26 protein-coding genes are annotated in these 23578 nt (G+C 70.1%); 9 read left to right on the forward strand and 17 right to left on the reverse strand.

Annotation, left to right across the window (positions count from 1 at the left end):
- The coding region (locus BLT23_RS23450) for a transposase (RefSeq protein WP_143036011.1) at positions 1-332 on the forward strand (332 nt) is incomplete at its 5' end.
- Positions 333-351: 19 nt separating this feature from the next.
- On the opposite strand, the gene BLT23_RS23455 is transcribed toward BLT23_RS23450, so the two are convergent.
- From BLT23_RS23455 to BLT23_RS23480, 6 genes are read right to left on the reverse strand one after another with little or no spacing between them, the layout of a single operon-like run.
- Complete coding sequence (locus BLT23_RS23455) at positions 352-942, reverse strand: hypothetical protein (RefSeq protein WP_090052855.1); 591 nt, start codon at positions 940-942, stop codon at positions 352-354.
- A gap of 26 nt (positions 943-968) precedes the next feature.
- Positions 969-1913 carry an acyl-CoA dehydrogenase family protein gene (locus BLT23_RS23460; RefSeq protein ID WP_090052184.1) on the reverse strand — a complete coding sequence of 315 codons (945 nt, stop codon included), beginning with the start codon at positions 1911-1913 and terminating at the stop codon, positions 969-971.
- Positions 1910-2713, reverse strand: a complete 804-nt coding sequence (locus tag BLT23_RS23465; RefSeq protein WP_090052186.1) for an acyl-CoA dehydrogenase family protein — start codon at positions 2711-2713, stop codon at positions 1910-1912. The genes BLT23_RS23460 and BLT23_RS23465 overlap by 4 nt, the downstream gene beginning before the upstream one ends.
- A complete protein-coding gene (locus BLT23_RS23470; RefSeq protein WP_090052188.1) occupies positions 2710-3801 on the reverse strand; it encodes an acyl-CoA dehydrogenase family protein in 1092 nt (363 codons plus the stop codon). Before BLT23_RS23470 ends, BLT23_RS23465 begins: the two co-directional genes overlap by 4 nt.
- On the reverse strand, positions 3801-4631 hold the full coding sequence (locus tag BLT23_RS23475) for an enoyl-CoA hydratase (protein ID WP_090052190.1): 831 nt from the start codon (positions 4629-4631) through the stop codon (positions 3801-3803). The genes BLT23_RS23470 and BLT23_RS23475 overlap by 1 nt, the downstream gene beginning before the upstream one ends.
- Positions 4628-6115 (reverse strand): FadD3 family acyl-CoA ligase, encoded by a 1488-nt coding sequence (locus BLT23_RS23480; RefSeq protein WP_281248882.1) that lies wholly within the window; start codon positions 6113-6115, stop codon positions 4628-4630. The genes BLT23_RS23475 and BLT23_RS23480 overlap by 4 nt, the downstream gene beginning before the upstream one ends.
- A gap of 43 nt (positions 6116-6158) precedes the next feature.
- Here BLT23_RS23480 and BLT23_RS23485 point away from each other — a divergent pair, with 43 nt between their 5' ends.
- The 4 genes from BLT23_RS23485 to BLT23_RS23500 are packed head-to-tail and all read left to right on the forward strand — an operon-like array spanning position 6159 to position 9736.
- Positions 6159-7232: an acyl-CoA dehydrogenase family protein gene (locus tag BLT23_RS23485; protein ID WP_090052194.1), complete on the forward strand. Its 1074-nt coding sequence runs from the start codon at positions 6159-6161 to the stop codon at positions 7230-7232.
- On the forward strand, positions 7229-7972 hold the full coding sequence (locus BLT23_RS23490) for an SDR family oxidoreductase (protein WP_090052196.1): 744 nt from the start codon (positions 7229-7231) through the stop codon (positions 7970-7972). Before BLT23_RS23485 ends, BLT23_RS23490 begins: the two co-directional genes overlap by 4 nt.
- A gap of 14 nt (positions 7973-7986) precedes the next feature.
- Complete coding sequence (locus BLT23_RS23495; protein ID WP_090052199.1) at positions 7987-8583, forward strand: TetR/AcrR family transcriptional regulator; 597 nt, start codon at positions 7987-7989, stop codon at positions 8581-8583.
- Between the two features lie 13 nt (positions 8584-8596).
- Positions 8597-9736: an acetyl-CoA C-acetyltransferase gene (locus tag BLT23_RS23500; protein ID WP_090052201.1), complete on the forward strand. Its 1140-nt coding sequence runs from the start codon at positions 8597-8599 to the stop codon at positions 9734-9736.
- On the opposite strand, the gene BLT23_RS23505 is transcribed toward BLT23_RS23500, so the two are convergent.
- The 4 genes from BLT23_RS23505 to BLT23_RS23520 are packed head-to-tail and all read right to left on the reverse strand — an operon-like array spanning position 9720 to position 13015.
- A complete protein-coding gene (locus BLT23_RS23505; protein WP_090052203.1) occupies positions 9720-10769 on the reverse strand; it encodes an NAD(P)H-dependent flavin oxidoreductase in 1050 nt (349 codons plus the stop codon). The two genes, BLT23_RS23500 and BLT23_RS23505, sit on opposite strands and share 17 nt — an antisense overlap.
- Complete coding sequence (locus BLT23_RS23510; RefSeq protein ID WP_090052205.1) at positions 10766-11479, reverse strand: CoA-transferase subunit beta; 714 nt, start codon at positions 11477-11479, stop codon at positions 10766-10768. The genes BLT23_RS23505 and BLT23_RS23510 overlap by 4 nt, the downstream gene beginning before the upstream one ends.
- Positions 11476-12273, reverse strand: coding sequence for a CoA transferase subunit A (locus tag BLT23_RS23515; protein WP_090052207.1), 798 nt, complete (start codon positions 12271-12273; stop codon positions 11476-11478). The genes BLT23_RS23510 and BLT23_RS23515 overlap by 4 nt, the downstream gene beginning before the upstream one ends.
- Positions 12248-13015: an enoyl-CoA hydratase family protein gene (locus tag BLT23_RS23520; RefSeq protein WP_090052209.1), complete on the reverse strand. Its 768-nt coding sequence runs from the start codon at positions 13013-13015 to the stop codon at positions 12248-12250. The genes BLT23_RS23515 and BLT23_RS23520 overlap by 26 nt, the downstream gene beginning before the upstream one ends.
- A gap of 63 nt (positions 13016-13078) precedes the next feature.
- Between BLT23_RS23520 and BLT23_RS23525 the strand changes: the two genes are divergently transcribed.
- Positions 13079-13840, forward strand: coding sequence for an SDR family oxidoreductase (locus BLT23_RS23525; RefSeq protein ID WP_218133860.1), 762 nt, complete (start codon positions 13079-13081; stop codon positions 13838-13840).
- Positions 13837-14703: an SDR family oxidoreductase gene (locus BLT23_RS23530; protein WP_090052211.1), complete on the forward strand. Its 867-nt coding sequence runs from the start codon at positions 13837-13839 to the stop codon at positions 14701-14703. The genes BLT23_RS23525 and BLT23_RS23530 overlap by 4 nt, the downstream gene beginning before the upstream one ends.
- Before the next feature lie 50 nt (positions 14704-14753).
- Here the strand turns inward: BLT23_RS23530 and BLT23_RS23535 are convergent, their stop codons facing one another.
- Both BLT23_RS23535 and BLT23_RS23540 read right to left on the reverse strand, forming a co-directional pair.
- Entirely contained in the window at positions 14754-15359 is a 606-nt protein-coding gene (locus tag BLT23_RS23535; protein WP_090052213.1) for a GNAT family N-acetyltransferase, read from the reverse strand.
- Between the two features lie 57 nt (positions 15360-15416).
- Positions 15417-16643, reverse strand: a complete 1227-nt coding sequence (locus tag BLT23_RS23540) for a cytochrome P450 (protein WP_090052215.1) — start codon at positions 16641-16643, stop codon at positions 15417-15419.
- A gap of 126 nt (positions 16644-16769) precedes the next feature.
- Between BLT23_RS23540 and BLT23_RS23545 the strand changes: the two genes are divergently transcribed.
- The gene (locus tag BLT23_RS23545; RefSeq protein ID WP_090052217.1) at positions 16770-17897 is read left to right on the forward strand and encodes a steroid 3-ketoacyl-CoA thiolase; all 1128 of its coding nucleotides are present in this window, start codon (positions 16770-16772) and stop codon (positions 17895-17897) included.
- 144 nt (positions 17898-18041) lie between these two features.
- Here the strand turns inward: BLT23_RS23545 and BLT23_RS23550 are convergent, their stop codons facing one another.
- Genes BLT23_RS23550 through BLT23_RS23570 form a run of 5 tightly spaced genes read right to left on the reverse strand, consistent with a single transcriptional unit; the run spans position 18042 to position 22492 of the window.
- The gene (locus tag BLT23_RS23550) at positions 18042-18479 is read right to left on the reverse strand and encodes a nuclear transport factor 2 family protein (RefSeq protein ID WP_245744118.1); all 438 of its coding nucleotides are present in this window, start codon (positions 18477-18479) and stop codon (positions 18042-18044) included.
- Positions 18476-19336, reverse strand: a complete 861-nt coding sequence (locus BLT23_RS23555; RefSeq protein ID WP_090052218.1) for a TIGR03619 family F420-dependent LLM class oxidoreductase — start codon at positions 19334-19336, stop codon at positions 18476-18478. Before BLT23_RS23555 ends, BLT23_RS23550 begins: the two co-directional genes overlap by 4 nt.
- A complete protein-coding gene (locus tag BLT23_RS23560; RefSeq protein ID WP_090052219.1) occupies positions 19333-20475 on the reverse strand; it encodes a thiolase domain-containing protein in 1143 nt (380 codons plus the stop codon). The genes BLT23_RS23555 and BLT23_RS23560 overlap by 4 nt, the downstream gene beginning before the upstream one ends.
- A complete protein-coding gene (locus tag BLT23_RS23565; protein WP_090052221.1) occupies positions 20476-21531 on the reverse strand; it encodes a thiolase domain-containing protein in 1056 nt (351 codons plus the stop codon).
- Between the two features lie 7 nt (positions 21532-21538).
- The gene (locus BLT23_RS23570; RefSeq protein ID WP_090052223.1) at positions 21539-22492 is read right to left on the reverse strand and encodes an OB-fold nucleic acid binding domain-containing protein; all 954 of its coding nucleotides are present in this window, start codon (positions 22490-22492) and stop codon (positions 21539-21541) included.
- 45 nt (positions 22493-22537) lie between these two features.
- Here BLT23_RS23570 and BLT23_RS23575 point away from each other — a divergent pair, with 45 nt between their 5' ends.
- Positions 22538-23566 (forward strand): LLM class F420-dependent oxidoreductase, encoded by a 1029-nt coding sequence (locus tag BLT23_RS23575; RefSeq protein WP_090052224.1) that lies wholly within the window; start codon positions 22538-22540, stop codon positions 23564-23566.
- The last annotated feature ends 12 nt before the right edge of the window (positions 23567-23578 follow it).

Genomic DNA, 23578 nt, shown 5'->3' on the forward strand with positions numbered 1-23578 from the left:
CCTTTCCCGCCGGGGTGGTGGTGATCGGCGACAAGGGCTTCGCCGGACGCGAGTTCGAACGCGACATGACCGAGCTGGGCATCACGTTCGTGCGACCCGACCGCCGCGACGAGAAACGCCGCCACGGCAACCTGTCGATGATCCGGCAACGCATCGAATCGATCATCAACACCGCCAAACGACAACTCTCCCTCGAACAACACGGCGCACGCACCCCGCACGGCGTGCTCGCCCGCGTCGCCCAGCGCATGCTCGCCCTCGCCGCCGCGATCTGGCACAACTGGATCATCGACGCACCCGTCAAGCGCTCACTGATCGCCTACGACCACTGAAGATCCAGGAATCAATCATCTAGGGCCAGATCTGCGGGGCGACGGTGACGGCCGCGGCCTGGTAGGGCGGCAGCCGCTTGCCCTCGACCACGACCTCCAGCGGCCACTTCTCCTTCAACACGACCCACAAGCGCCCGGACAACCCGGCGAAGGCGCCCAGCAGATTGGCGTTCTCGGACGTCTGCAGCACGTAGACCCACTTCGCCCCGTCGGGAGCGCCGTCCAGCGGCTCACGCCAGGCACGGCGCAGCCGGCGGCCTCCGTGGCGCGCGGCGTCGGCGGACAGCACCACGTCCGCCTTGGACGGGTCGGGCGCGTTCGCCGGGGCGTCGGCGCTGAAGCGGTACGCCACCGGGGGAACCTCGGCGATGCTCGGCACCGCGGCCAGATCAGGACTGTCCGGGTCGTCCAGAGTGGACGCGATGAGGGCGCGCTCCTCCTCCGTGATGCCGATGTTCTCGTAGGCCATGGACAGCAGCAGAGTCGCCTCGGCCTGCGCGGGTTCGCCACCGAAGTAGTCCTCGCGCACCAAGCGCAGCGTGTCGTCCTCCAGCCGGCCCGCGAGCCGCGCACACAGGTCGGTGACCGCGGCGTAGGTCTTCACATCCATCGGGTTCAGCATAGGTGCCACGCCGATCACCTGGGGATGAGCCGCCCGAGCCGGTCCAGGTGCTCGCGCGGGCTGCCGAACAGCTGGCCGCTGCCGTGCGCCCGCTTGAGGTAGAGGTGCGCGTCGTGCTCCCAGGTGATCGCGATCCCGCCGTGCAACTGGACCATCTCCGCCGCGACCTTGAAGAACGCCTCCGAGCAGTACACCTTCGCCACGGCAGCGGACACCTCGTCCACCACAGCCCCAGCGGCGGACCGAGCGGTCTCCACGAGCACGTGCAGGTCGGCCATGCGGTGCTTCAGCGCCTGGAACGACCCGATGGGCTTCCCGAACTGCACCCGAGTCTTCGTGTACTCAACGGTCAGTTCCAGCGCTCGCGCCGCAGCCCCCACCTGTTCGGCGCACAGTGCGGCGATGGCGACGTCACGCACCCCCGCGGACCACGGCCCCAAGTACGTCCGAGAGGCATCCTCCAGGCGAACAGCCGCGAGGCGACGGGTCGGGTCCATCGTCGGCACGTGCTCCCGAGTCACCTCAGCCGGATCGACCTCGTACAACCCGTCCCCATCGGCAACCAGGAGGATCTCGGCCTGGTCCCCGTCCACGACGAAACGAGCGGCGTCCTCGTGCCACGGCCAGATGACCGTGGCCACGGCGCCGGAAGCGATTCGAGGCAACAGCCGCTCACAAGCCGACACGTTGCCGCTCGCCAGCAGAGCCTCGACCGCGATGACCCCGGACAGCAACGGCGACGGCGTGAGGCCCAGTTCGCCCAGCACCACACGGGTGTCGGCCTGGGTGGCGCCGGACCCGCCATACCGTTCGGGGATCGGGAGGACGCCCATCTCGCACAGCCGCGCCCACAGGTCCTTGTCGTACCCGTGCGGCGTCTCGATGGCCGCACGGACGTCGGAGTGCTTGTCGAGCAGAGCCCGCACGGCGTCCCGCAGGGCGAGCTGTTCCGGTGTCACAACGCCTCCAACACGCGCGAGCGGTGCATCGACGGGCTGCCCCACGCCGTGCGCAGGGCTCTGGTCTGCAACAGGAAGCGGCCGAGCCCGTGTTCGGCGGTGTAGCCGATCGCGCCGTGGACCTGTAACGCCGTGCGGGCGGCCTGCCAGGCGGCGTCGGAGGCGGCTACCTTCGCGGCCGAGACGTCCCGTGACGACAGGGTCACCGCCGCGCCGAACACGAGCGGGCGGGCGAGCTCCAGTCCAATGAGGACGTTCGCCAGGTGGTGCTTGACCGCCTGGAAGCCGCCGATCGGCCTGCCGAACTGGGTACGGGACCGCGCGTGGGCTGTGGTCAGTTCCAGCATCGCCCTGCCCAAGCCGAGTAACTGGGCCGAGCAGGTCAGGACGCCGAGGTCGAACGCGCGTGCGGCCGGGACGCCGGTGGCGACGACCGGTCCGGCGGCGAGCTTCACCAGGCGTCGAGCGGGGTCGACGGACTCGATCGACGCGACAGGAGCGGCCTCGCGGAGGGTGTCGTCCTCGACCAGGTAGTACCGGTCGGCCTCGACAGCGTGCGGGACGTGCGGCGGGAAGGCGACCGAACCCGGACCGGCCCCGAGGACGGGCAGCACCGCCAGCGACTCGGCCAGCGGGCCGGGGACGGCGTGGTGGCCCAGTTCCTCGAACAGCACGACGAGGTCCACCGGGTCGGTGACCTCGTCCACGCCGAGCGCGGTCAGGTCGGTCCTCCCCGCCGCGAGGAACTCGTGCAGGACGGCGGCGAGGTCGGTCTGCTCCGGCGAGAGCGTGAACATCATCGTGGCAGCCCCAGGATCCGCTCGGCGATCACGTTGCGCTGGATCTCGTTGGTGCCGGCGTAGATCGGTCCGGACAGGGAGAACAGCCATCCGTCCCGCCAGCCCGGCGCGGCCTCGCCGAGCAGGTCGAGCGCGGTCTCGTGGATCGCCACGTCCAGCTCCGACCAGAACACCTTGGTGATGCTGGCGGCGGGGCCCGAGGGAGGCTGGGACAGCGCCGCGAACGTGTGCAGCCGGTACGCCTGCGCGCCGATCCACGCGTCCACGACCCGGTCGCGCAACGCCGGGTCGGGGTTCTTGCGGTACAGCTCCACCAGCCGTGCCGCGGCGGCGGTGAAGCGGCCGGGGCTGCGCAGCGTCAGGCCGCGTTCGTTGCCCGCCGTGCTCATCGCCACCCGCCAGCCGTCGCCGGACTCGCCCACGACGTCCTCGTCCGGCACGAACACGTCGTCCAGGAAGATCTCGGCGAACCCCGGTTCGCCGTCGAGCTGGGCGATCGGGCGCACGGTCACGCCGGGTGCCCGCAGGTCGAAGAGCAGGTAGGTCAGGCCGCGGTGCCGTTCGCCGGGGCCGGTGCGGAACAGGCCGAACGCCCGGTCCGCGAACGCGGCCCGCGAGCTCCAGGTCTTCTGGCCCCGCAGCAGCCAGCCGCCGTCGCACCGGGTGGCGGTGCTGCGCACCGAGGCGAGGTCGGACCCTGCCTCCGGTTCCGACCAGGCTTGCGCCCACACCACGTTCGCACGAGCCATCGACGGCAGGATGCGGTCGCGTTGCTCGTCCGTGCCGTGCGCGAACAACGTCGGTGCCAGCAGGAAGATGCCGTTCTGCGAGACACGGCCGGGTGCACTCGCTGCGTGGTACTCCTCCTCGAACACCAGCCACTGCAACAGCGACGCCTCGCGTCCACCGAACTCGGCGGGCCACGAGACCACCGAGAGCCGCGCGGAGGCGAGCAGGCGTTCCCATTCGCGGTGTTCCTCGAACCCGGCGGCGGTGTCCATAGAGGACAGTGGCCGCACGTGTGCGGCGAGCCACTCGCGCACCTCGGCCTGGAACGCGAGCGTCTCCGCGTCCAACGAGAGGTCCATCAGCCGGACGCCTTCTTCATCGACCGGGCGTCCATGCCTGCCAGCGCGTCGGTGCCCACCTCGGCGTTGTGCGCGTGCGCGAAGTGGTGCAGCCCGAACACCGAGTCCATCCCAGCCCGCATCCCCATCAGGTCCTCCGACTGGTTGACCGCCTTCTTCGCGAGGGCGAGCCCGAACCGCGGCATCCCGCTGATCCGCGCGGCCAGTGCGAACGTGGCCTCCTCCAGCTCCGGCCGCGGCACGACCCGCGAGACCATTCCCCACTCGTAGGCGCGCTGCGCGGAGAACCGGTCGCCGGTGAACAGCACCTCCTTGGCGGCACGGGGACCGAGCACCCACGGGTGCGCGAAGTACTCGACCCCCGGAATCCCCATGCGCACCACGGGATCGGCGAAGAACGCGTCGTCGGACGCCACGACCAGGTCGCACACCCACGCCAGCATCAGCCCGCCCGCGACGCACGCGCCCTGCACCATCGCGATGGTCGGCTTCGGGATCTCCCGCCACCGCCGGCACATGCCGAGGTAGACCTCCATCTCACGGGCGAACCGCAGGTCACCGCCGTCGCGGCCGACGTGGTCCCACCACATCACCGCCTTGCGCTCGAACGAGGTGTCCACGTCACGGCCCGGCGAGCCGATGTCGTGCCCGGCGGAGAAGTGGTCGCCCGCCCCGGCCAGCACGATCACCTTGACCTCGTCGTCGTCGACGGCACGGGTGAAAGCCTCGTCCAACGCGTAGGTCATCGCCGAGTTCTGCGCGTTGCGGTACTCGGGCCGGTTCATGGTGACGACGGCGACCGCGTCCCGCCGCTCGTACGAGACAGTCACGCGTTCTCCTTGCGCAGTTGGGTTTTCAGGACTTTGCCCATCGCGTTGCGGGGGAGTGCGGGGTGGAACTCGACCGCGCGCGGCACCTTGTAGTTCGCGAGCCGTTCCCGGCAGAACGCGATCACGTCGTCGGCGGACAGCGTCGAACCCGGTGACGTCACGACGTGCGCCACGCCGACCTCGCCGAGCCGTGCGTCCGCCATCCCGACGACGGCCGCCTCCGCGACTCCCGGCAGCCGGGCCAGTGCCTGCTCGACCTCGGCCGGGTAGACGTTGAACCCGCCGCAGATGTACATGTCCTTGAGCCGGTCGGTGATCGAGAGGTAGCCGCGCTCGTCCACGGTGCCGACGTCGCCGGTGTGCAGCCAGCCGGCGGAGTCGATGGCCGCGGCGGTCGCCTCCTGGTCGTCGAGGTAGCCGAGCATGACGTTGGGACCGCGCAACAACACCTCGCCTCGTTCGCCCAGCCGCAGCTCGAACCCGGCCAACGGCCGCCCGCACGTGTGCGCGACCGTTTCCGGGGAGTCGCCTGGACGGCACATGGTGGCCACGACGGCCTCGGTCAGCCCGTAGGCCGTGAGCACGGTCAGCGACAGCTCCGCTTGCAGCCGTTCGACCAGCACGACCGGCACGACCGCGGCCCCGGTGACCACCAGCCGCAGACTCGACAGGTCGAACGAGTCTCGATCGGGATGGTCCAGCAACGCCTGGAAGATCGTCGGCGGCCCGGGTAGCACGGTGATCCGCTCGCGTTCGATCATCCGCATCATCTCGACTACGTCGAACACCGGCTGCGGCACGATCGTCGCCCCGGTCAGCAGGCAGGCCAGAATCCCGGCCTTGTAACCAAAGGTGTGGAAGAAGGGGTTGACGATCAGGTAGCGGTCCGCGGACGTCAGCCCGGCGCAGGAAGCCCACGCCTCGGCCACCCCGAGCGACTGCCGGTGGGCGCTCATCGCCCCCTTGCTGCGCCCGGTCGTGCCCGACGTGTACATGACGTCGCAGAGCTGTTCTTCTTCCAGCACAGGAAGATCGGCTTCGGCGGCATCCCACTCGACGGGTAATCGCACCACGGCGGGCAGTTCGGGCGACAACGCGCGCAGCTCCGCCTCCCGGTCCCGTCCGAGGAACTCGCCCTCCACGACCAGGACCCGTGCGGCACTGCGTCTCAGCACGTCGAGCGTTTCCGTCGCGGTGAACCGGGTGTTGATCGGCACGAGCGCGGCCCCGGCGTGCAGGGCCCCGAGCGCCGCGACCACCCAACGCGCGGAGTTCGGCGCGCACAATGCCACCCGGTCGCCCGGTCGCACGCCCATCCCGGTGAGAGCGCGTGCCGCCACGTGCACGGCCTGCCGGAGTTCGGTCCAGCCGAGCCGGACCTGTCCGTCCACCACCGCTTCGGCGTCGATGTACGAAGCAGCCGCGCGGTCGAGCGCGGCGGAAACCGTTTGCCTGCTTGGAACCTCGGCTGCAGAACCCTCCACGGAGCCCTCCAAAGCAAGTGCTTGGTAGGTTAGAGTATGGCGCATGGAGTCCTTCCGGCGCGAGGTGCGGGAATGGTTGTCCGCCAACCTCGTCGGCGAGTTCGCGGAGCTGCGCGGCAAGGGTGGTCCCGGCCGCGAGCACGAGGCGTTCGAGGGACGGCTGCGCTGGCACCGGCACCTCGCGCGGAGCGGGTGGACGTGCCTGGGCTGGCCCGGTGAGCGCAGCGTGGAGGAGCAGGTGGTCTTCCACGAGGAGTACGCGGAGGCTGACGCCCCGGCGAAGGTGGACATCGTGGGGGAGGGGCTGCTCGGCCCCACGCTCATCGCGTTCGGCACGCCGGAGCAGAAGGAACGGTTCCTGCCGAAGATCCGCACGCTCGACGAGCTGTGGTGCCAGGGCTACTCGGAACCGGGCGCGGGATCGGACCTCGCCTCCGTGCAGACGAAGGCACGCCTGGAGGACGGCCGGTGGGTGATCGACGGCCAGAAGATCTGGACGTCGAACGCGCACTACTCGGACTGGATCTTCGTGCTCTGCCGCACCGAGCCCGGTTCCCGGCGCCACCACGGCCTGTCCTACCTGCTCGTGCCGCTGCGCCAGCCCGGGATCGAGGTGCGGCCGATCCGCCAGCTCACCGGCACGTCCGAGTTCAACGAGGTGTTCTTCGACGGCGCCGTCACGGCGGAGGAGAACGTGGTCGGCAAGCCCGGCGAGGGCTGGAAGATCGCGATGGCCACGCTCGGCTTCGAACGCGGCACCGCCATGCTGGGCCACCAGGTCGGCTTCCGCCGCCAGCTCGACGCGGTCATGGCCCGCGCCCCGCACGACGAACGGCTCACCAGGGCGTGGCTCGAACTGCACGTCATGCGTTCACACACGCTGCGCACCCTCGGCGACGAACCGGGCCCGGAGGCGTCCGTGCTGAAGCTGTTCTGGGCGGGCTGGCACCGCAGGCTCGGCGAGCTCGCGCTCGACTCGCTCGGACCGGCGTCGATGGCCGACGAGAACCAGTGGCAGCGCCTGTTCCTGTTCAGCCGCGCCGAGACGATCTACGGCGGCTCCGACGAGATCCAGCGCGAGATCATCGCCCACCGCGTCCTCGGGCTGCCCCGATGACCGGCCACGACCTGCTCAGGGACAAGGTCGTCGTCGTGACGGCCGCGGCGGGCACCGGCATCGGGTCCGCGACAGCGAAGCGGTGCCTCGAGGAGGGCGCGACGGTCGTCATCAGCGACTGGCACGAACGCCGTCTCAAGGAGACCCACGAGTCGCTCGGCACCGCCTACGCCGTCCCGTGCGACGTCACGAACGAACAGCAGGTGCAGGCCCTCGTCGACGAGACGGTGGAGCGGTTCGGCCGGATCGACGTGATGGTCAACAACGCGGGCCTCGGCGGCGAGAAGTCGGTCCTCGACATGGGCGACGACGAGTGGTCCCGCGTCCTGGACGTCACGCTGAACGGCACCTTCCGCTGCACCCGCGCCGCGTTACGCCGAATGGTCGTCCAACGAAGCGGTGTCGTCGTTAACAACTCCAGTGTGATCGGCTGGCGTGCGCAGAAGGGTCAAGCTCATTACGCCGCAGCGAAAGCGGGCGTCATGGCGCTCACCCGCTGCGCGGCGATGGACGTCGCGGAGCACGGCATCCGGGTGAACGCGGTCGCGCCGAGCTTGGCCGCGCACCCGTTCCTGGCCAAGGTCACCAGTGAGGAGTTGCTGACCGAGCTGGCGTCCCGCGAGGCTTTCGGGCGCGCCGCCGAGCCGTGGGAGGTCGCGAATGTGATCGTGTTCCTCGCCAGCGACTACTCGTCCTACCTGACGGGCGAGGTCGTCTCGGTGAGCAGTCAGCACCCGTGAGGAAGGAACGACCGATGAGCACCCGGAGGGCCGAGCTGCTGGAGCTGGCCGCGACGATGTTCGCCGAACGCGGCTACGGCCAGACCACGGTCAGGGACATCGCGGACGCGGCGGGCATCCTGTCCGGCAGCCTCTACCACCACTTCGACTCGAAGGAGTCGATGGTGGACGAGATCCTGCGGACGTTCCTGGACGAGCTGTTCGCGAGGTACCGGGAGATCGTGGACGCAGGGCTCGGGCCTAGGCAGACGCTGAAGGCGCTGGTCGTGGCGTCGTTCGAGGCGATCGACACCCGGCACGCCGCGGTCGCGATCTACCAGAACGAGGCGAAGCACCTGACCGGCCTGCCGCGGTTCTCCTACATCGACGACCGCAGCGTGGAGTTCCGCAAGCTGTGGACGGTGCTGCTGGAGGAGGGCATGAGCGCGGGCGTGTTCCGCGCCGACCTCGACGTGGACGTGGCGTACCGGTTCATCCGCGACACGGTGTGGGTGGCGGTGCGCTGGTACCGCCCGGACGGCGGCCTGTCCGCGGAAGAGGTCGCCGGCCAGTACCTCGCCATCCTGCTCGACGGCATCGCCACGGGCCGCCGGAAGAGCTCCAAGACGTAGAAGGAGGGCACACGTGGCCGAGGCGTACATCATCGAGGCTGTGCGGACCCCGGCGGGCAGGCGCGGTGGCGGGCTCAGCCACGTGCACCCCGCCGATCTCGGCGCGCACGTGATCACCGCGCTGCTCAACCGGGTCGACGTCGACCCGACCGACGTGGACGACGTGATCTTCGGGTGCGTGGACACCGTCGGCCCGCAGGCGGGAGACATCGCGAGGACGTCGTGGCTCGCTGCCGGGTTCCCCGAGCAGGTGCCGGGCGTGACGGTCGACCGCCAGTGCGGGTCGAGCCAGCAGGCGCTGCACTTCGCGGCGCAGGCGGTGATGAGCGGCACGGCCGACGTGGTCGTGGCGGGTGGCGTGCAGAACATGTCCCGGGTGCCGATCGGGTCGGCGATGACAGCGGGGCCGGGTGGTCCGTTCGAGGGCTGCGAGGGCTGGCAGCACCGCTACGGCGCCGAGGAGGTCTCGCAGTTCCGCGCGGCCGACCTGATCGCCGTGCGGTGGGACCTGTCGCGCCGCGACATGGAGGAGTTCGCGCTCCAGAGCCACCTGCGGGCGATCACCGCGATCAAGGAGGGCCGGTTCGACCGCGAGATCGCGCCGGTCGACGGCGTCGCGGCCGACGAGTGTCCCCGCACGGACACCAGCGCCGAGAAGATGGCGAAGCTGCCGCCGTTGCGGCCGGGCGGCAGGACGACCGCCGCGTTGTCCTCGCAGATCTCCGACGGCGCCTCGGCGGTGCTGGTCGTGTCGGAACGGGTCGTGCGCGAGCACCGGCTGACCCCGCGGGCGCGCGTGCACCACCTGTCTGCCCGCGGTTCGGACCCGATCTACATGCTGACCGCGCCGATCCGTGCCACCCGCTACGCGCTCGACCGCGCGGGAATGTCCATCTCGAACATCGACCTGTTCGAGATCAACGAGGCGTTCGCGTCGGTGGCGCTGGCGTGGGCCAAGGAGCTGGACGTCGACCTGGGCCGGGTGAACGTCAACGGGGGAGCGCTCGCCCTCGGGCACCCGATCGGCGCGACCGGCACCAAGCTGCTCACCACGTTGCTGCACGAGCTGGAGCGGACGGGCGGCCGGTACGGGTTGCAGACGATGTGCGAGGGCGGCGGCCAGGCGAACGTGACGATCATCGAACGTCTCTGAGACGGTCGATCGCGGCCTCGGCGTCCTCGACGATCCCGCCGATCAGGTCCGCGCACGACGGCAGGTCGCCGAGCAGCCCGGCGACCTGCCCGGACGCGAGCACGCCCGCGTCGGTCCTGCCCTCGACCAGCCCGGCCCGCAGCAGCATCGGCGTGTTGGCGGCCATGACGACCTGCGCCCAGGTGAGGTCCCTGCCGTGCTTCATGGCCAGGCCGTCGCGGACCATCGTGCGCCAGCTCAGGCCGGTGTGCCGCTGGAACCTGGCCGCGTTCACGACCGCCCTGACCAGCCCGCTGACCCGTCCCGACCGCTCCAGGCGCTCGACGAGATCGGACCGCAGCACCCGGTGCGGCAGGCCGTCCACGCGCGTGGTGACGACCGTGCCGTTCAGGTCTCGTCGCAGGTAAGCCTGCTTCACCGCGTCCGGGACCGTGCTCTCCCGCGTGAGCAGGAACCGCGTGCCCATCGCGATCCCGGCCGCCCCGTACGCCAGCGCGGCGGCGAGACCCCGTCCGTCGAAGAAGCCGCCGGCCGCGACCACCGGGATGTCGACGGCGTCCAGCACGCTCGGCAGCAACAACGTCGTGGCGACACCGCCCGTGTGGCCGCCGCCCTCGCCGCCCTGGACGATCACCGCGTGGGCGCCCCACTTCGCGACCTTCTCCGCGTGCCGGGCCGCTCCGACCGACGGGATCACGACGACACCCGCATCGCTCAGCTTGGCGATCATGTCCGGTTTCGGGGCCAGCGCGAACGACGCCACCTTCACCCGTTCCCGGATCAGCAGGTCGATCCGCTCCGGGGCGTCGTGCGCGTCGGCCCGCAGGTTCACGCCGAACGGCGCGGACGTGCGGTTCTTCGTCTCCTTGATGGCCGCTTCGAGCTCGGCGTAGGACATCGTGGCCGACGCCAGCACGCCGAGCCCGCCCGCCTCGGCCGTCGCGGACACCAGCCGCGGCCCGGCGACCCAGCCCATCCCGGTCTGCACGACCGGGTGCCGGACGCCCACCAGGTCGGTCAGCGCCGTCCTCACCGCGGGACTTCCCCGTCCCGCTTGGCGTCCGGGTCGAGCCTGGTCCGGATCAGCTCCAGCTCCTCGTCCGTCGGCAGCCGGGTCTCGCCGACGTCCGTGGCCACCAGCGGGAACGACGTCTGCTTCCGCACCTCGTCGACCGAGACGCCGGGGTGCACGGACACGATCCGCATGGAGTGGTCGGGTGTGGCGAAGTCGAGCACGGCGAGGTTCGTGACGACGCGGTGGACGTCGTGGAACGGCCCGGTCGCGCGGTCGTAGCCGACACCGGAGACCACGTCGACCGCCTCGACCAGCACGCGCGGGCTGTGCCGCGGCACCCAGTAGCTGGTGCGGTGGTTGATGGTGTTGCCGGGGGCGCCGCGGAACCCGAGCAGCTGCCGGGTGGGCCGGGCGTGGTCGCCGATCGCGGAGATGTTCTGGTTGCCGAACCGGTCGACCTGGTTCGCGCCCATCACGACGTGCCGGCGGCCGTGCGCGACGACGTCGAACACCTTCCGGTACGGCAGCCATCCCTCCACAGTGGACTCCGGGGTGAGCAGGAACGCCTCGCCGTCGCTGAGCAGCAGGCCGGGTTCGGTGGTGAGCCTGGCCAGCTTCGCGCCGAGCGACGGGATGAGCCCCATCGGGCTGGCGAGGGTCTCCCCGGCCCCGGCGAACAGGTCGGCGCAGGCGGTCACGCACACCTCGGCCCGCGTGATGTCGCTCATCCCAGCAACCTCTCGTAGAACTCCGGCCACTTCTCCAGGTCGGTGGCCGCCGCGGCGTACTCGCGTTGCAGGGCCTCGTCGCGGCCGTAGTCGGGCACGCAGCTCGTGAACCCGGCCCCACCCGGCGCCTCCACCACGCCGTCGACCATCATCCGGTTGAGCAGCAACGTCTGCGGCGGTCCCTCGAACGTCTCCACGACGCGCTCGCACGACACGTACCGCCGGTCCGCCGCCAGGCAGAACAGGTCGTCGAAGTACGGGTCGGGGCCGAGGTACTGGGCGTTGCCGTGCTTGTCCGCCCGGTTGAGGTGGACCAGCGCGACGTCGAGCTTCAGGGCCGGCATGGCGACCAGCTCCTCGCCGTCGTCATACGGCGACCGCACGGTCCTGATCTCCGGCGCGTACGTCAGCACGTCCGACCCGAGCCCCGCCCTGATCGGCAGGAACGGCAACCGGTGCCCGGCCGCGCGCAGCCCCGTCTGGAACATGCCCTCGTCCAGCTCCAGCACCTCGACGGCGCCGGTCTCGCGGGCTCGCCTGAACCACGGGTCGTACGGGATCGAGTCGAGCGAGACGAACCCGTAGACGAGCTTGCGCACCTTGCCCGCCGCGCACAGCAACCCGACGTCCGGCCCGCCGTACGTGACGACGGTGAGGTCCTCGACCCGGGTCTTGAGCAGTGCCTTGACCAGCGCCATCGGCTTGCGCCGCGACCCCCAGCCGCCGATGCCGACGGTCATGCCGTCCTTGATCCCGCCGACGGCCTCGTCAGCCGTCATTCGCTTGTCGCGCATGGTCTCCGTCCAGGAATGCCTGCCGGGCGTGGTCGGACACCCCGGTGAGGTTCAGCTCGAAGGTGAAGCCCTGCTCGAAGCGGTAGCTCCGGTGCACGCGCTGCGGGTCGATGCCGTTGATGGCCTCCTTGGCCGCGCGGATCACCGCCGGGTCTTTCGTCGCGATCTCCTTCGCGATGACCCGCGCCGCGTCGTCGAGCCGCGCTCGCGGCACCACCTCGATGACGCTGCCGTGGTGGTGCAACGTCTGCGCGCTGACGTTGCGGGCCGTGTAGTACAGCGTCCGCATCAGGTGCTGCGGCACGAGCCGCGCCAAGTGCGTGGCCGCCCCGAGCGCCCCGCGGTCCACCTCCGGCAGCCCGAACGTGGCGTCGTCGGAGGCGACGATGATGTCCGCGTTGCCGACCAGCCCGACCCCGCCGCCCAGGCAGAACCCGTGCACCGCCACGATCACCGGCACCGCGCAGTCGTACACGGCCGCGAAAGCCCTGGCGCATCCCCGGTTCGCGGCGATCAGCGCGTCGTACCCGGTGGAGCGCTGGATCTCCTTGAGGTCGACCCCCGCGCAGAACCCGCGGTTCTCGGCCCGCAGGACCACCACCCGCGAGCGCGGGTCCTCACCCGCGCCCGTCGTCGCCTCGGCCAGCTCGAACCAGCCGCGCGACGGGATCGCGTTGACCGGCGGGTAGTCGACGGTGATCTCGACGATGCCGTTTTCGGTGTGGCTGCTGGAGATTCCCATCGCGCCGCCTTCCGAACCAAGCGATTGCTTGGTAATTTAGCAGCGCCGGAGCGACCGGGGTAGGTGCTGGTGGAACTGGACCTCGACGGAGCAGTGGTCCTGGTGACGGGCGGCGTGCGGGGTGTCGGTCTGGGCATCACCCGCGCGTTCCTCGCCGCCGGGGCGGTGGTGGTGACGTGCGCCCGGCGCCCGGCCGAGGTGCCCGGCGCCACCTTCTTGCCTTGCGACGTCCGCGAAGCGGACCAGGTCTCCGCTGTGATGTCCGACGTCGTCTCCCGGTTCGGCCGCCTCGACGTCGTCGTGAACAACGCGGGCGGAGCCCCGTTCGCGCTGGCCGACCGGGCTTCGCCGCGGTTTCACTCGAAGATCGTGGAGCTCAACCTGCTGGCACCGTTGCTGGTGGCGCAGGCGGCGTTCGAGGTGATGCGCGACTCCGGCGGGTCGATCGTGAACGTGAGCAGCGTGTCCGGCCGCCGCCCCTCACCGGGCACCGCCGCCTATGGTGCCGCCAAGGCCGGGCTGGAGAGCCTGACCTCGTCCCTGGCCGTGGAATGGGCGCCCTCCGTGCGGGTCAACGCCCTGGCCGTGGGGATGGTGCGGACCGAGCAGTCGCACCTGCACTACGGGTCCGAGGCCGGGATCGAGGCCGTCGCACGCACCGTTCCCCTGGGGCGGCTCGCCACTCCGGACGAAGTCGGTGCCTGTGCCGTGTTTCTCGCCTCCCCGCTGGCGTCTTATGTCACCGGCGCGACGTTGCTCGTGCATGGCGGGGGAGAGGTGCCCGCGTTCCTGGCCGCTTCCGATGCCGATGGGGGATCGTCGTGACGTTGTTGTGCGAGGACCGGGTTGTCGTCATCACCGGTGCCGGCCGCGGCATCGGCCGAGCACACGCCCTGGCGTTCGCCGCCGCCGGTGCTCGGGTGGTGGTGAACGACGTGTCTTCCGAGGCCGCTGCCGAGGTTGCCGCTCTGATCGGGTCCCGTGCCGTGGTTTCCGATGACGACGTTTCGACTTGGGCTGGTGCTTCGGCGGTCGTGTCGGCCGCGGTTGACTCTTTCGGGCGGCTCGACGTCTTGGTCAACAACGCTGGGATCGTGCGGGACCGGATGATCGTCAGCGGTGGCGAGGAGGAGTGGGACGAGGTGGTGCGGGTGCACCTCAAGGGCCACTTCGCTCCGCTCCACCATGCTGCTGCTTATTGGCGTGGGGTGGTCAAGGCCGGCGGCCGTGTTTCCGGACGGGTCATCAACACTTCTTCCGGGGCTGGGTTGTTCGGGAGTGTCGGGCAGGCTTCCTACTCGGCTGCCAAGGCCGGGATCGCGTCGTTGACGTTGGTGGCGGCGGCTGAGCTGGGGAGGTACGGGGTGACTGTCAACGCCATCGCGCCTGCCGCTCGGACTCGGATGACCTCGTCCGCTTTCGCTTCGATGATGGCGTTGCCGGAGTCCGGTTTCGACGCCATGGCGCCGGAGAACGTGTCGCCGTTGGTGGTGTGGTTGGGGAGTGCGGAGGCTTCGGACGTCACTGGGCGGATGTTCGAGGTTGATGGGGGGAGGGTTTGTGTTGTGCATGGGTGGCGGCGAGGGGATGAGGTGGACAAGGGGGAACGGTGGGAAGTGGGGGAGTTGGGGGAGGTGGTTCGGCGGTTGGTGGCTACTGATCGGGGGGTGCCGGTGTACGGGGCTTAGGTGAAGGGCTTGCCGGGGTCGGACGAGCCCAGACCGACCGGGTCTGCGGTTCAACCACGGCCGGGCCTGGGGCGCCCCGGGAAATCCCCGCGTGCTTTCGGCGCCTGCGAGTGGTGCCAGTCTCGCTTCAGGAGGCCGAAGACCCAGGAGTCGGACACCTCGCCGTTCACGATGCAGTCCTCTCGCAGGGTGCCTTCCCTCACGAAGCCGAGCTTCTGCAGGACGTTGGCCGATGCCAGGTTGCGGGTGTCGGTCTCTGCCTGCACCCGGTTGAGATCCAGGGTGTCGAACGCCCACTGCAGCAGGGCGTGTGCTGCCTCCGTCGCGTAGCCGTGGCCCCACATCGGCTCGTCCAGGACGTAGCCCAGTGACGCGCTGCGGTAGTCCGGGTTCCACCTGGTCACGCCCAGCCAGCCGGCGAAGGTGCCGTCTGCTGCTCGCTCGATCACCACTCGTGCCCCGGTGCCGTCGTCCTCGATCATCTTGGACGTGGTTATGAGGCGCTCGGCCAGAGAACGGTCGGTCCACGGCGGGGAGTCCCAGTAGCGCATCACGGTGATGTCGCTGTGCAGGGCGAAGAGAGCGTCCGCGTCCTCGTCGGTGAAGGGACGCAGACGCAGGCGGGCGGTGTGGAGCAGCGGGGTGGTCAAGGACATGTGCCGATCCTGCGTCCTCGCCGCCGGGACGGCACCCGAATATTTTGGTGTGCCCGATCAGGTGTACTGGACGCGGAACTCCTTGATGCCGTTCAGCCAGCCTGAGCGGAGGCGGCGGGGCTCGGCTGTCTGTCTGATGTTCGGCATGGTGTCGGCGATCGCGTTGAAGATCAGGTCGATCTCCAGGCGGGCCAGGTTCGCGCCGATGCAGAAGTGGGCGCCGCTGCCGCCGAAGCCCAGGTGCGGGTTGGGGTCTCTGGTGATGTCGAAGACTTCCGGGGCGGTGAAGACCTCCTCGTCGAAGTTCGCCGACGAGTAGAACATGCCCACTCGCTGGCCCTTCTTGATCTCCACGCCGCTCAGTTCCGTGTCGGCCATCGCCGTGCGCTGGAAGGAGACGACCGGGGTGGCCCAGCGGACGATCTCGTCCGCTGTCGTGGGTGGGCGGTCGGACTTGAAGAGGTCCCACTGGTCCGGGTGGTCGAAGAACGCCTTCATGCCGTGGGTGATGGCGTTGCGGGTGGTCTCGTTGCCGGCGACGGCCAGGAGGAGGACGAAGAAGCCGAACTCCTCCGACGCCAGGCCCGCGCCGTCCACATCGGCCTGGACCAGTTTGGTGACGATGTCGTGGCGGGGGCACTTGCGGCGGTCTTCCGCCATCGTCCAGGAGTAGCCCAGCAGTTCGGTGGCGGCGACGAGGGGTTCGATCTCGAACTCCGGGTCGTCGTAGGCGATCATCTGGTTGGACCAGTCGAAGATCTTGCGGCGGTCGTCCTGGGGGATGCCGATCAGTTCGGCGATCGCCTGCAGCGGGAGCTCGCAGGCCACGTCGGACACGAAGTCGCCGCTGCCCTTGGCCAGTGCCTCGGTCACGATCTTCTCGGCTCGGGCGGTCAGGGCCTCGCGCAGGGCGTTGACCGCTCTCGGGGTGAAGCCGCGGGAGACGATGCCGCGTTGCTTCGTGTGGGTGGGCGGGTCCATGTTGAGCAGGAGGAGGCGCTGCATGTCGATGTTGTCGCGCGGCATGTCGTCCTTGAAGCGGATGATCGCCGTGTTCTCGCGACTGGAGAACAGCTCGCTGTTGCGCGAGACCTCCTTGACGTCGTGGTGCCTGGTCACGACCCAGTAGCCCTCGTCGTCGAAGCCGCCCTGGCCCGGTGGTTTGGGGTTCCACCAGATCGGCGCGGTCCTGCGCAGCTCCGCGAACTCCTCGTGCGGCAGGCGGCTCGCGTACATGTCGGGGTCGGTGAAGTCGAAGCCTTCCGGGATGCGCGGCTTGCCCACAGGCACCTCCTAGGTGGAACGCGTTCTATCTGATTCAAACACGCTTGCGCCTTGTGCTGAAGCCCTGGTGCGGACAATCTGGTCAGACGCAGGAACATGTTCTACCTTCGAGTGAAGGAGGCTCGCGTGGGCAGTCCGGTGATCGTGGGAGCGGTGCGCACGCCCATCGGCAAGCGCGGGGGCCGGCTGTCCGGCCTGCACGCGGCCGAACTCCTCGGCGCGGCGCAGCGGGGCCTGCTCGACCGCACGGGCGTGGACCCGGCGGCCGTCGAGCAGGCCATCGGCGGCACCGTCACCCAGGCGGGTGAACAGTCGAACAACATCACCAGGACCTCCTGGCTGCACGCCGGTCTGCCGCAGACCACCGGCTGCACAACCGTCGACGCCCAGTGTGGCTCAGCCCAGCAGTCGGCGCACCTGATCGCGGGCCTGATCGCGACCGGCGCGATCACCTGCGGCGTCGCGTGCGGCGTGGAGGCGATGAGCCGAGTCCCGCTGCGCAGCAACATCGGCGACACGGGCACCCCTCGCCCCGACTCGTGGACGATCGACCTGCCCAACCAGTTCGTCGCGGCCGAACGGGTAGCGGCACGCCGAGGCATCGGCCGCGAGGAGGTGGACCGCTTCGGCGTCCAGTCGCAGAACCGCGCCCGCGCCGCCTGGGCAGCAGGCCACTTCGCCGGCGAGGTCGTACCGGTCAAGGTGGGCGAGGACCTGGTGGACACCGACCAGGGCCTGCGCGAAACCTCCCTGGAGGCCCTGGCCTCCCTCAAGCCGGTCGTCCCGGACGGCGTGCACACCGCGGGAACGTCGTCCCAGATCTCCGACGGCGCCTCGGCGGTCCTCATCGTCGACGAGGACTTCGCCCGAGCCCACGGCCTCCGCCCACGAGCCAGGATCGTGACGCAGTGCCTGGTCGGCTCAGACCCGTACTACCACCTGGACGGCCCGGTGGACGCCACCACCCGCCTGCTGGACCGCAGCGGCATGAAAATGGCCGACATCGACCTCTTCGAGGTCAACGAGGCGTTCGCCTCGGTCGTCCTGTCCTGGGCAACGGTCCACCGCCCGAACTGGGACCGCGTCAACGTGAACGGCGGCGCCATCGCCCTGGGCCACCCGGTGGGCAGCACCGGAACCCGCCTGCTCACCACCGCCCTGCACGAACTGGAACGCCGAGACGGCACCACAGCCCTGATCACGATGTGCGCGGGCGGCGCGATGGCCACCGGCACCATCATCGAACGCCTCTGAGCGCCGCGTCGAGGTAGGGCGGTCGCTGCCGGGTACGCGCCAGATCCGGCGAAGCGAGCCGTCCTCCCTTGCGCGGCTGCTGTGCGGCAAAACCCCAATCGCGATCGTCACGCAGCGGCGATGCGGTCAGCCCTGAGCTACCCATCAAGGCGTGCGCAACGTCCCCAACGCCCTCTCCGTCTCCCAGAACGCCCGGACGGACCGGACAAGCCCGTCCTCCCCGACGTTGTAAACAAACACCCCCTCGGTGTCGACCTGAGCCCCACCAGGCAAAACAGCAGTGATAACCCCAACGTTCGCACACTCGGACCCGGCGGCGAACGAGTCGTGGATGACGAACGAGAACCGCTCGACAGGCCCGATGGCCATGTCCCAAAAAGCAGAAATGGCCTCGACCCCCCGATGCCCCTTCCCCTCGGCATCGAACATCGAGGGCCCGACAGGGTCCTCCACCACGGCATCAGGCGAGAACAGAGCCAGCCACTCGGCCTTGGCCCCCCGGCACACGGCGTCCATCGACTTCCACGACGCCACCCTGGCAGGCGTCTCCGTCCGGGAAGCCTTCCACTCCACAGCCGTCACGAGAACTCTCCGATCACCTCGTCGGCGAAGCGCCGAAGCGCGTCCTTCTTGGCTTCCAGCCCACCGTCGAACCCGACCCCGTAGAACAGCCAAGGCACCACGATCGTGTCGGTGACCCCGATCTCGGCCAGCTGCCGGTACCCGTCCACCCCGAACCGGTCGATGCACACAGCCTGGATCTCGAACGGCCGCTCGAAGGCCCCCAGGTCCTTCAACGTCGAGATGACCGACCGGAGATCGGCGAACTTGATCATGGCCGAGGTCCACCCGTCCCCGACCCTGGCGGCACGCTTCAAAGCTGCGGGCGAGTGCCCGCCGACGTAGAACGGCACGGGAGCGGTGGGTGCCGGCGACATCTGCAACCGGTCGAAAGAAAAGTAGTCGCCGTGGTACTCGACCATCCCGCCGCCGAGCACGAGCTTCAACACGTCGATCATCTCGTCCACGCGAGGCCCGCGGTTCTTGAACGGCACGCCGCACCACTCGAACTCCTCGGGCGACCAGCCGAGGCCGACGCCGAAGCCGAAGCGGTTGCCGGTCATGTGTGCGACGGAGCCGACCTGGCGGGCCAGCAGCAGAGGGTTGCGGGAGCCCAGTTTCAGGACCTGCGTGTAGAAGCGGATGCGAGACGTGACGGCGCCCATCGCGGCGGCGGCGACGAACGGGTCCACCCACGGGGTTTCGGCGTTCCACATGCGGGAGCCGTCCGGGGTGTAGGGGTAGTCCGCCGACACCTTCTCCGAGAAGAAGAGAGAGTCCGGCAGCGCGATCGAGGAGTAGCCGCACTCCTCGGCGCACCGGGCCAGTTCGGTCAGCTGGTCGAGAGGGCTCATGGCGATGCCCACGGTGAACTTCACGGCTTCTCCGATCCGACGACCCACATGGCGAAGAACTGCGAGCCACCGCCGTAGGCGTGGCCCAGCGCGACCCGCGCACCGTCGACCTGGTGGTCTCCGGCGGTGCCCATGACCTGCATGGCGGCCTCCGCGAACCGCAGCAGGCCGGAGGCGCCGATCGGGTTGGACGACAGGACGCCGCCGCTCGGGTTGACCGGCAGGCGACCGCCGATCTCGGTCTCGCCCGCCTCGGTGAGCTTCCAGCCCTGGCCCGTCTCCGCGAACCCCAGGTTCTCCAGCCACATCGGTTCGAACCACGAGAACGGCACGTAGATCTCCGCGGTGTCCACTTCGGACAACGGGTCGGTGATGCCGGCCTGCCGCCACAACGCCCGTGCGGCGTCGCGGCCCGCCTGCGGGTTGACCTGGTCGCGTCCGGCGAACGTGGTGGGCTCGGTGCGCATCGCGGTGGCGCGGATCCAGGCTGCCTGGCCCGAGGTCGGCTCCGCCGAGATGACGACCGCGCAGGCGCCGTCCGAGGACGGGCACGTCTCGTCGTAGCGGATGGGGTCCCACAGCATCGTGGACGCCCGCACCGACTCGACGGTGATGTCCGGTTGTTTGAGGTGTGCGTACGGGTTCAAAGAGCCGTTGCGGCGGTCCTTGGCGGCCACCATCGCGCCGATGTGCTCTGGTGCGCCCGCGCGGCGGATGTAGGCGCGGACGTGCGGGGCGAAGTAGCCACCGGCACCGGCGTGTACCGGCATGGTGAACGGCGTCGGCACGGACAGCGCCCACATCGCGTTCGACTCCGACTGCTTCTCGAACGCCACGGCCAGCACGCGGTCGTGCACGCCGGACTGGACGAGCGACGCGGCCACGTTGCCGGTGCTGCCGCCGACCGAACCGGCGGTGTGCACGCGCAGCAACGGTTTTCCGGTGGCGCCCAACGCGTCCGCCAGGAACAGCTCGGGCATCATCACGCCCTCGAACAGGTCCGGTGCCTTGCCGACCACCACGGCGTCGATGTCCGGCCAGTCGACGCCCGCGTCCGCCATCGCGCGGTCGATCGCCTCACGGCACAGGCCCGCCATCGACACGTCGAGGCGCTTCGCGGCGTGGTGCGTCTGGCCGGTGCCGACCACTGCTGCCGGTCGCATCTACTCCCGCCCTTCCATCACGCAGACGAGGTTCTGTTGGAGCAGCGGCCCGCTGGTGGCGTGGCCGAGCACGCGGGAGGCCGACCCGTCGTGGATCCGGCGCGCCGCCTCGCCGATCCGGGCGAGGCCCGCCGAGAACATCGGGTTGCCCGCCAGGACGCCGCCGGACGGGTTCACCGCCACGTCGTCGCCGAGCCCGAGCGCCTGGCGCAGCAGGATCTCCTGGTGAGTGAACGGCGCGTGCAGCTCCGCCACCTCGACATCTTCCGCTCCGGCCGCCTTGCCCGCGGCGACGGCCGAGGGGGACGTGGTCAGGTCGCGGCCTCCCAGCGACGGCGAGTCGACCCGGTGCTCGAACCCGGTGATCCACGCGGGACGTTCGCACAGCTCCCGCGCCCGGTCTCCGGCCGCCAGCACGATCGTGGCCGCGCCGTCGGTGATCGGCGCGCAGTCGTGGCGGCGCAACGGGTTCACGAAGTACTCGTCCGCGAGAAGCTCGTCGACCTCGGGAGAACCCGACAGCTGCGCCAGCGGGTTCGACAGTGCCGCCGCACGGCTGCGCGCGGCCACGGATGCCATCGCGCGCTCGTCCCACAGCCCGGCCTCGATGCCCATCCGGGCCTGGATGCCCGCGAGACCGACCGAGTCCGGCCACAACGGCGTCACGACGTACGGGTCGAGCTGCATCGCCAGCACCCGGCGCAGCTGACCGGCCGACGACTTGCCGAAGCCGTAGACCAAGGCGGTGTCGGCCTCGCCGCACAGCAGCTTCACCCACGCCTCGTACAGCGCCCACGCGGCGTCCATCTCGACGTGCGACTCCGCGATGGGCGGGAACGCGCCGATCGCGTCCACCGCGGAGACGAACGAGAACGCGCGCCCGGCCAGGTAGTCCGAGGAGCCCGAGCACCAGAACCCGATGTCGGACTTGGTGAGCCCGAGCCCGCCGAGCACCTCGTGGAAGATCGGCACCAGCATCTCGACGCCGTTGGTGGTGCCGTCTGTCTCGCGCACGCAGGGCGTCTGCGCGAAACCGACTACCGCAACCTCACGCATGCCCGCCTCACAGGTGCCGGGAGTAGGAGTCGAACGGCGCGTCCGGCTCGCCGGAGGGCCGGAAGTGGTCGATGTTCTGCATCGTCGGACCCCACTCCTCGCGCGGCTTCCACACCGCCTCGACGCGCATGCCCATCCGCACGTCCTCGGGCGCTATGCCGAGCAGCAGGTGCAGGAACGGGATGTCCGCGCCGTCGAGCAGCACGTAGGCCGAGACGTACGGCGGCGGGATGCGCTGGCCGAGGAACGGCACGTTCACGATGCAGAACGTCGTCACCGTGCCGCGGTCGGACAGCTCGACCTGGTCGGTCGTCGGCACGCCATCGGTGGGGCAGGCCGGCCGCGGTGGGAAGTAGACCTTCTCGCACGCCGGGCAGCGTTGGGCGATGAGGCGGCCTTCCATCAGTCCGCGCAGGAACGGGTCCTCCGTCGGTGACGCGGAGTGCGTGTAGTGCAGGTTCACCGGGGTGACGACCATCGTGACGTCGTTGTCCGGGGAGGCGTCGGTGGGAGGGTCGGCCGGTTCGTCGGAGAGCTCGAAGTACTCGATGTCGGTGATCGCTCCGACGCGTGCGGCACGCCAGCGTGCTCGCACGCGTGCGCCCGTCGTGATGGCGTCCGGCGAGCCCGCGTCGACGGCGTGCAGCAGCGCAGTGTCGGCGCCGTCGAGCTGGATCAGCGCCCATGCGAACGGCCGGTCGAGCGGCTGCCCTTCCAACGGGTCGGGGATCCAGGACCAGCCGCGCACGACGCCCGTCGAGGCCACGCCGACGAACTCGGAGAGCGGTTCCGCCGTCACGGGGTCGTACTCGAGCGGCGGCACGTGCACCCGGCCGTCGGCACCTCGGATCCCGGTCACCCGGCGGTGGCGGAGATCGGTGAGGAACCGGCCCAGCGTCGGGCCGGTCGAGCGCGTGTAGTCGAAGCCGACGTCCAGCGGAGCACTCAGCGGCCTGGTCACAGATCAAAGTGAAACAGGTTCTCGAAATGGTGGCAAGATGAGTGCATGAAGCTCGGTCTGCAGCTCGGTTACTGGGGCGCCCGGCCGCCCTCGGACGCCGCCGGACTCGTGGCGGCGGCGGAGGAGTGCGGCTTCGACGCGGTGTTCGCGGCGGAGGCGTGGGGGTCGGACGCCTTCACCCCGTTGGCGTGGTGGGGATCCGGCACCGAACGGGTGCGGCTCGGCACGTCGGTCGTGCAGATGTCGGCCCGCACGCCGGCGGCCTGCGCGATGCACGCGCTGACGCTGGACCACCTGTCCGGCGGCCGGTTCGTGCTGGGGCTGGGCGTCTCCGGCCCGCAGGTCGTGGAGGGCTGGTACGGCCGCCCGTTCGCCAAACCTCTGGCCAGGACCAGGGAGTACGTGTCGATCCTGCGGCAGGTGCTGGCCCGTGAGGCGCCGGTGCGCAACGACGGCCCGCACTATCCGTTGCCCTACCGGGGACCCGGTGCGCTGGGGCTGGGCAAGCCGCTCAAGCCGATCACCCACCCGCTGCGCGCCGACCTGCCCATCTGGCTGGGCGCGGAGGGCCCGAAGAACGTCGCGCTGACGTCGGAGATCGCCGACGGGTGGCTCGCGATCTACTACGCGCCGCGCCTCGCCGGGATGTACGAGGAGTGGCTCGGCGAAGGCTTCGCCAAGTCGGGCCGGAGCAGGGAGAACTTCGAGGTCGCCGCCACCTGCCAGGTTGTCGTGACGGACGATCCGGTGGCGGTCAGGGCGATGCTGAAGCCGTTCGTCGCGCTGTACATCGGCGGGATGGGCGCGCCGGGGATGAACTTCCACGCCGAGGTGTTCACGCGCATGGGGTACGGCGAGGCGGTCGAGGACATCGGCGCGCTGTTCCGGGCGGGGCGCAAGGACGAGGCCGCACAGGTGGTTCCGGACGAGCTGGTCGCCGAGATCAGCATCGTCGGCACGGCGGAGCACGTGCGCGAGGAGGTCCGCCGGTGGGAACAGGCAGGCGTCACGATGCTGCTCGTCGGCTGCCGGGACGTTGCCTCGATCAAGGCGGTCTCCGAGGCTTGTCTCTAGGTGAAACGCGTT

This window comes from Lentzea fradiae (genome assembly GCF_900100955.1).
Classification (GTDB): Bacteria; Actinomycetota; Actinomycetes; order Mycobacteriales; family Pseudonocardiaceae; genus Lentzea; species Lentzea fradiae.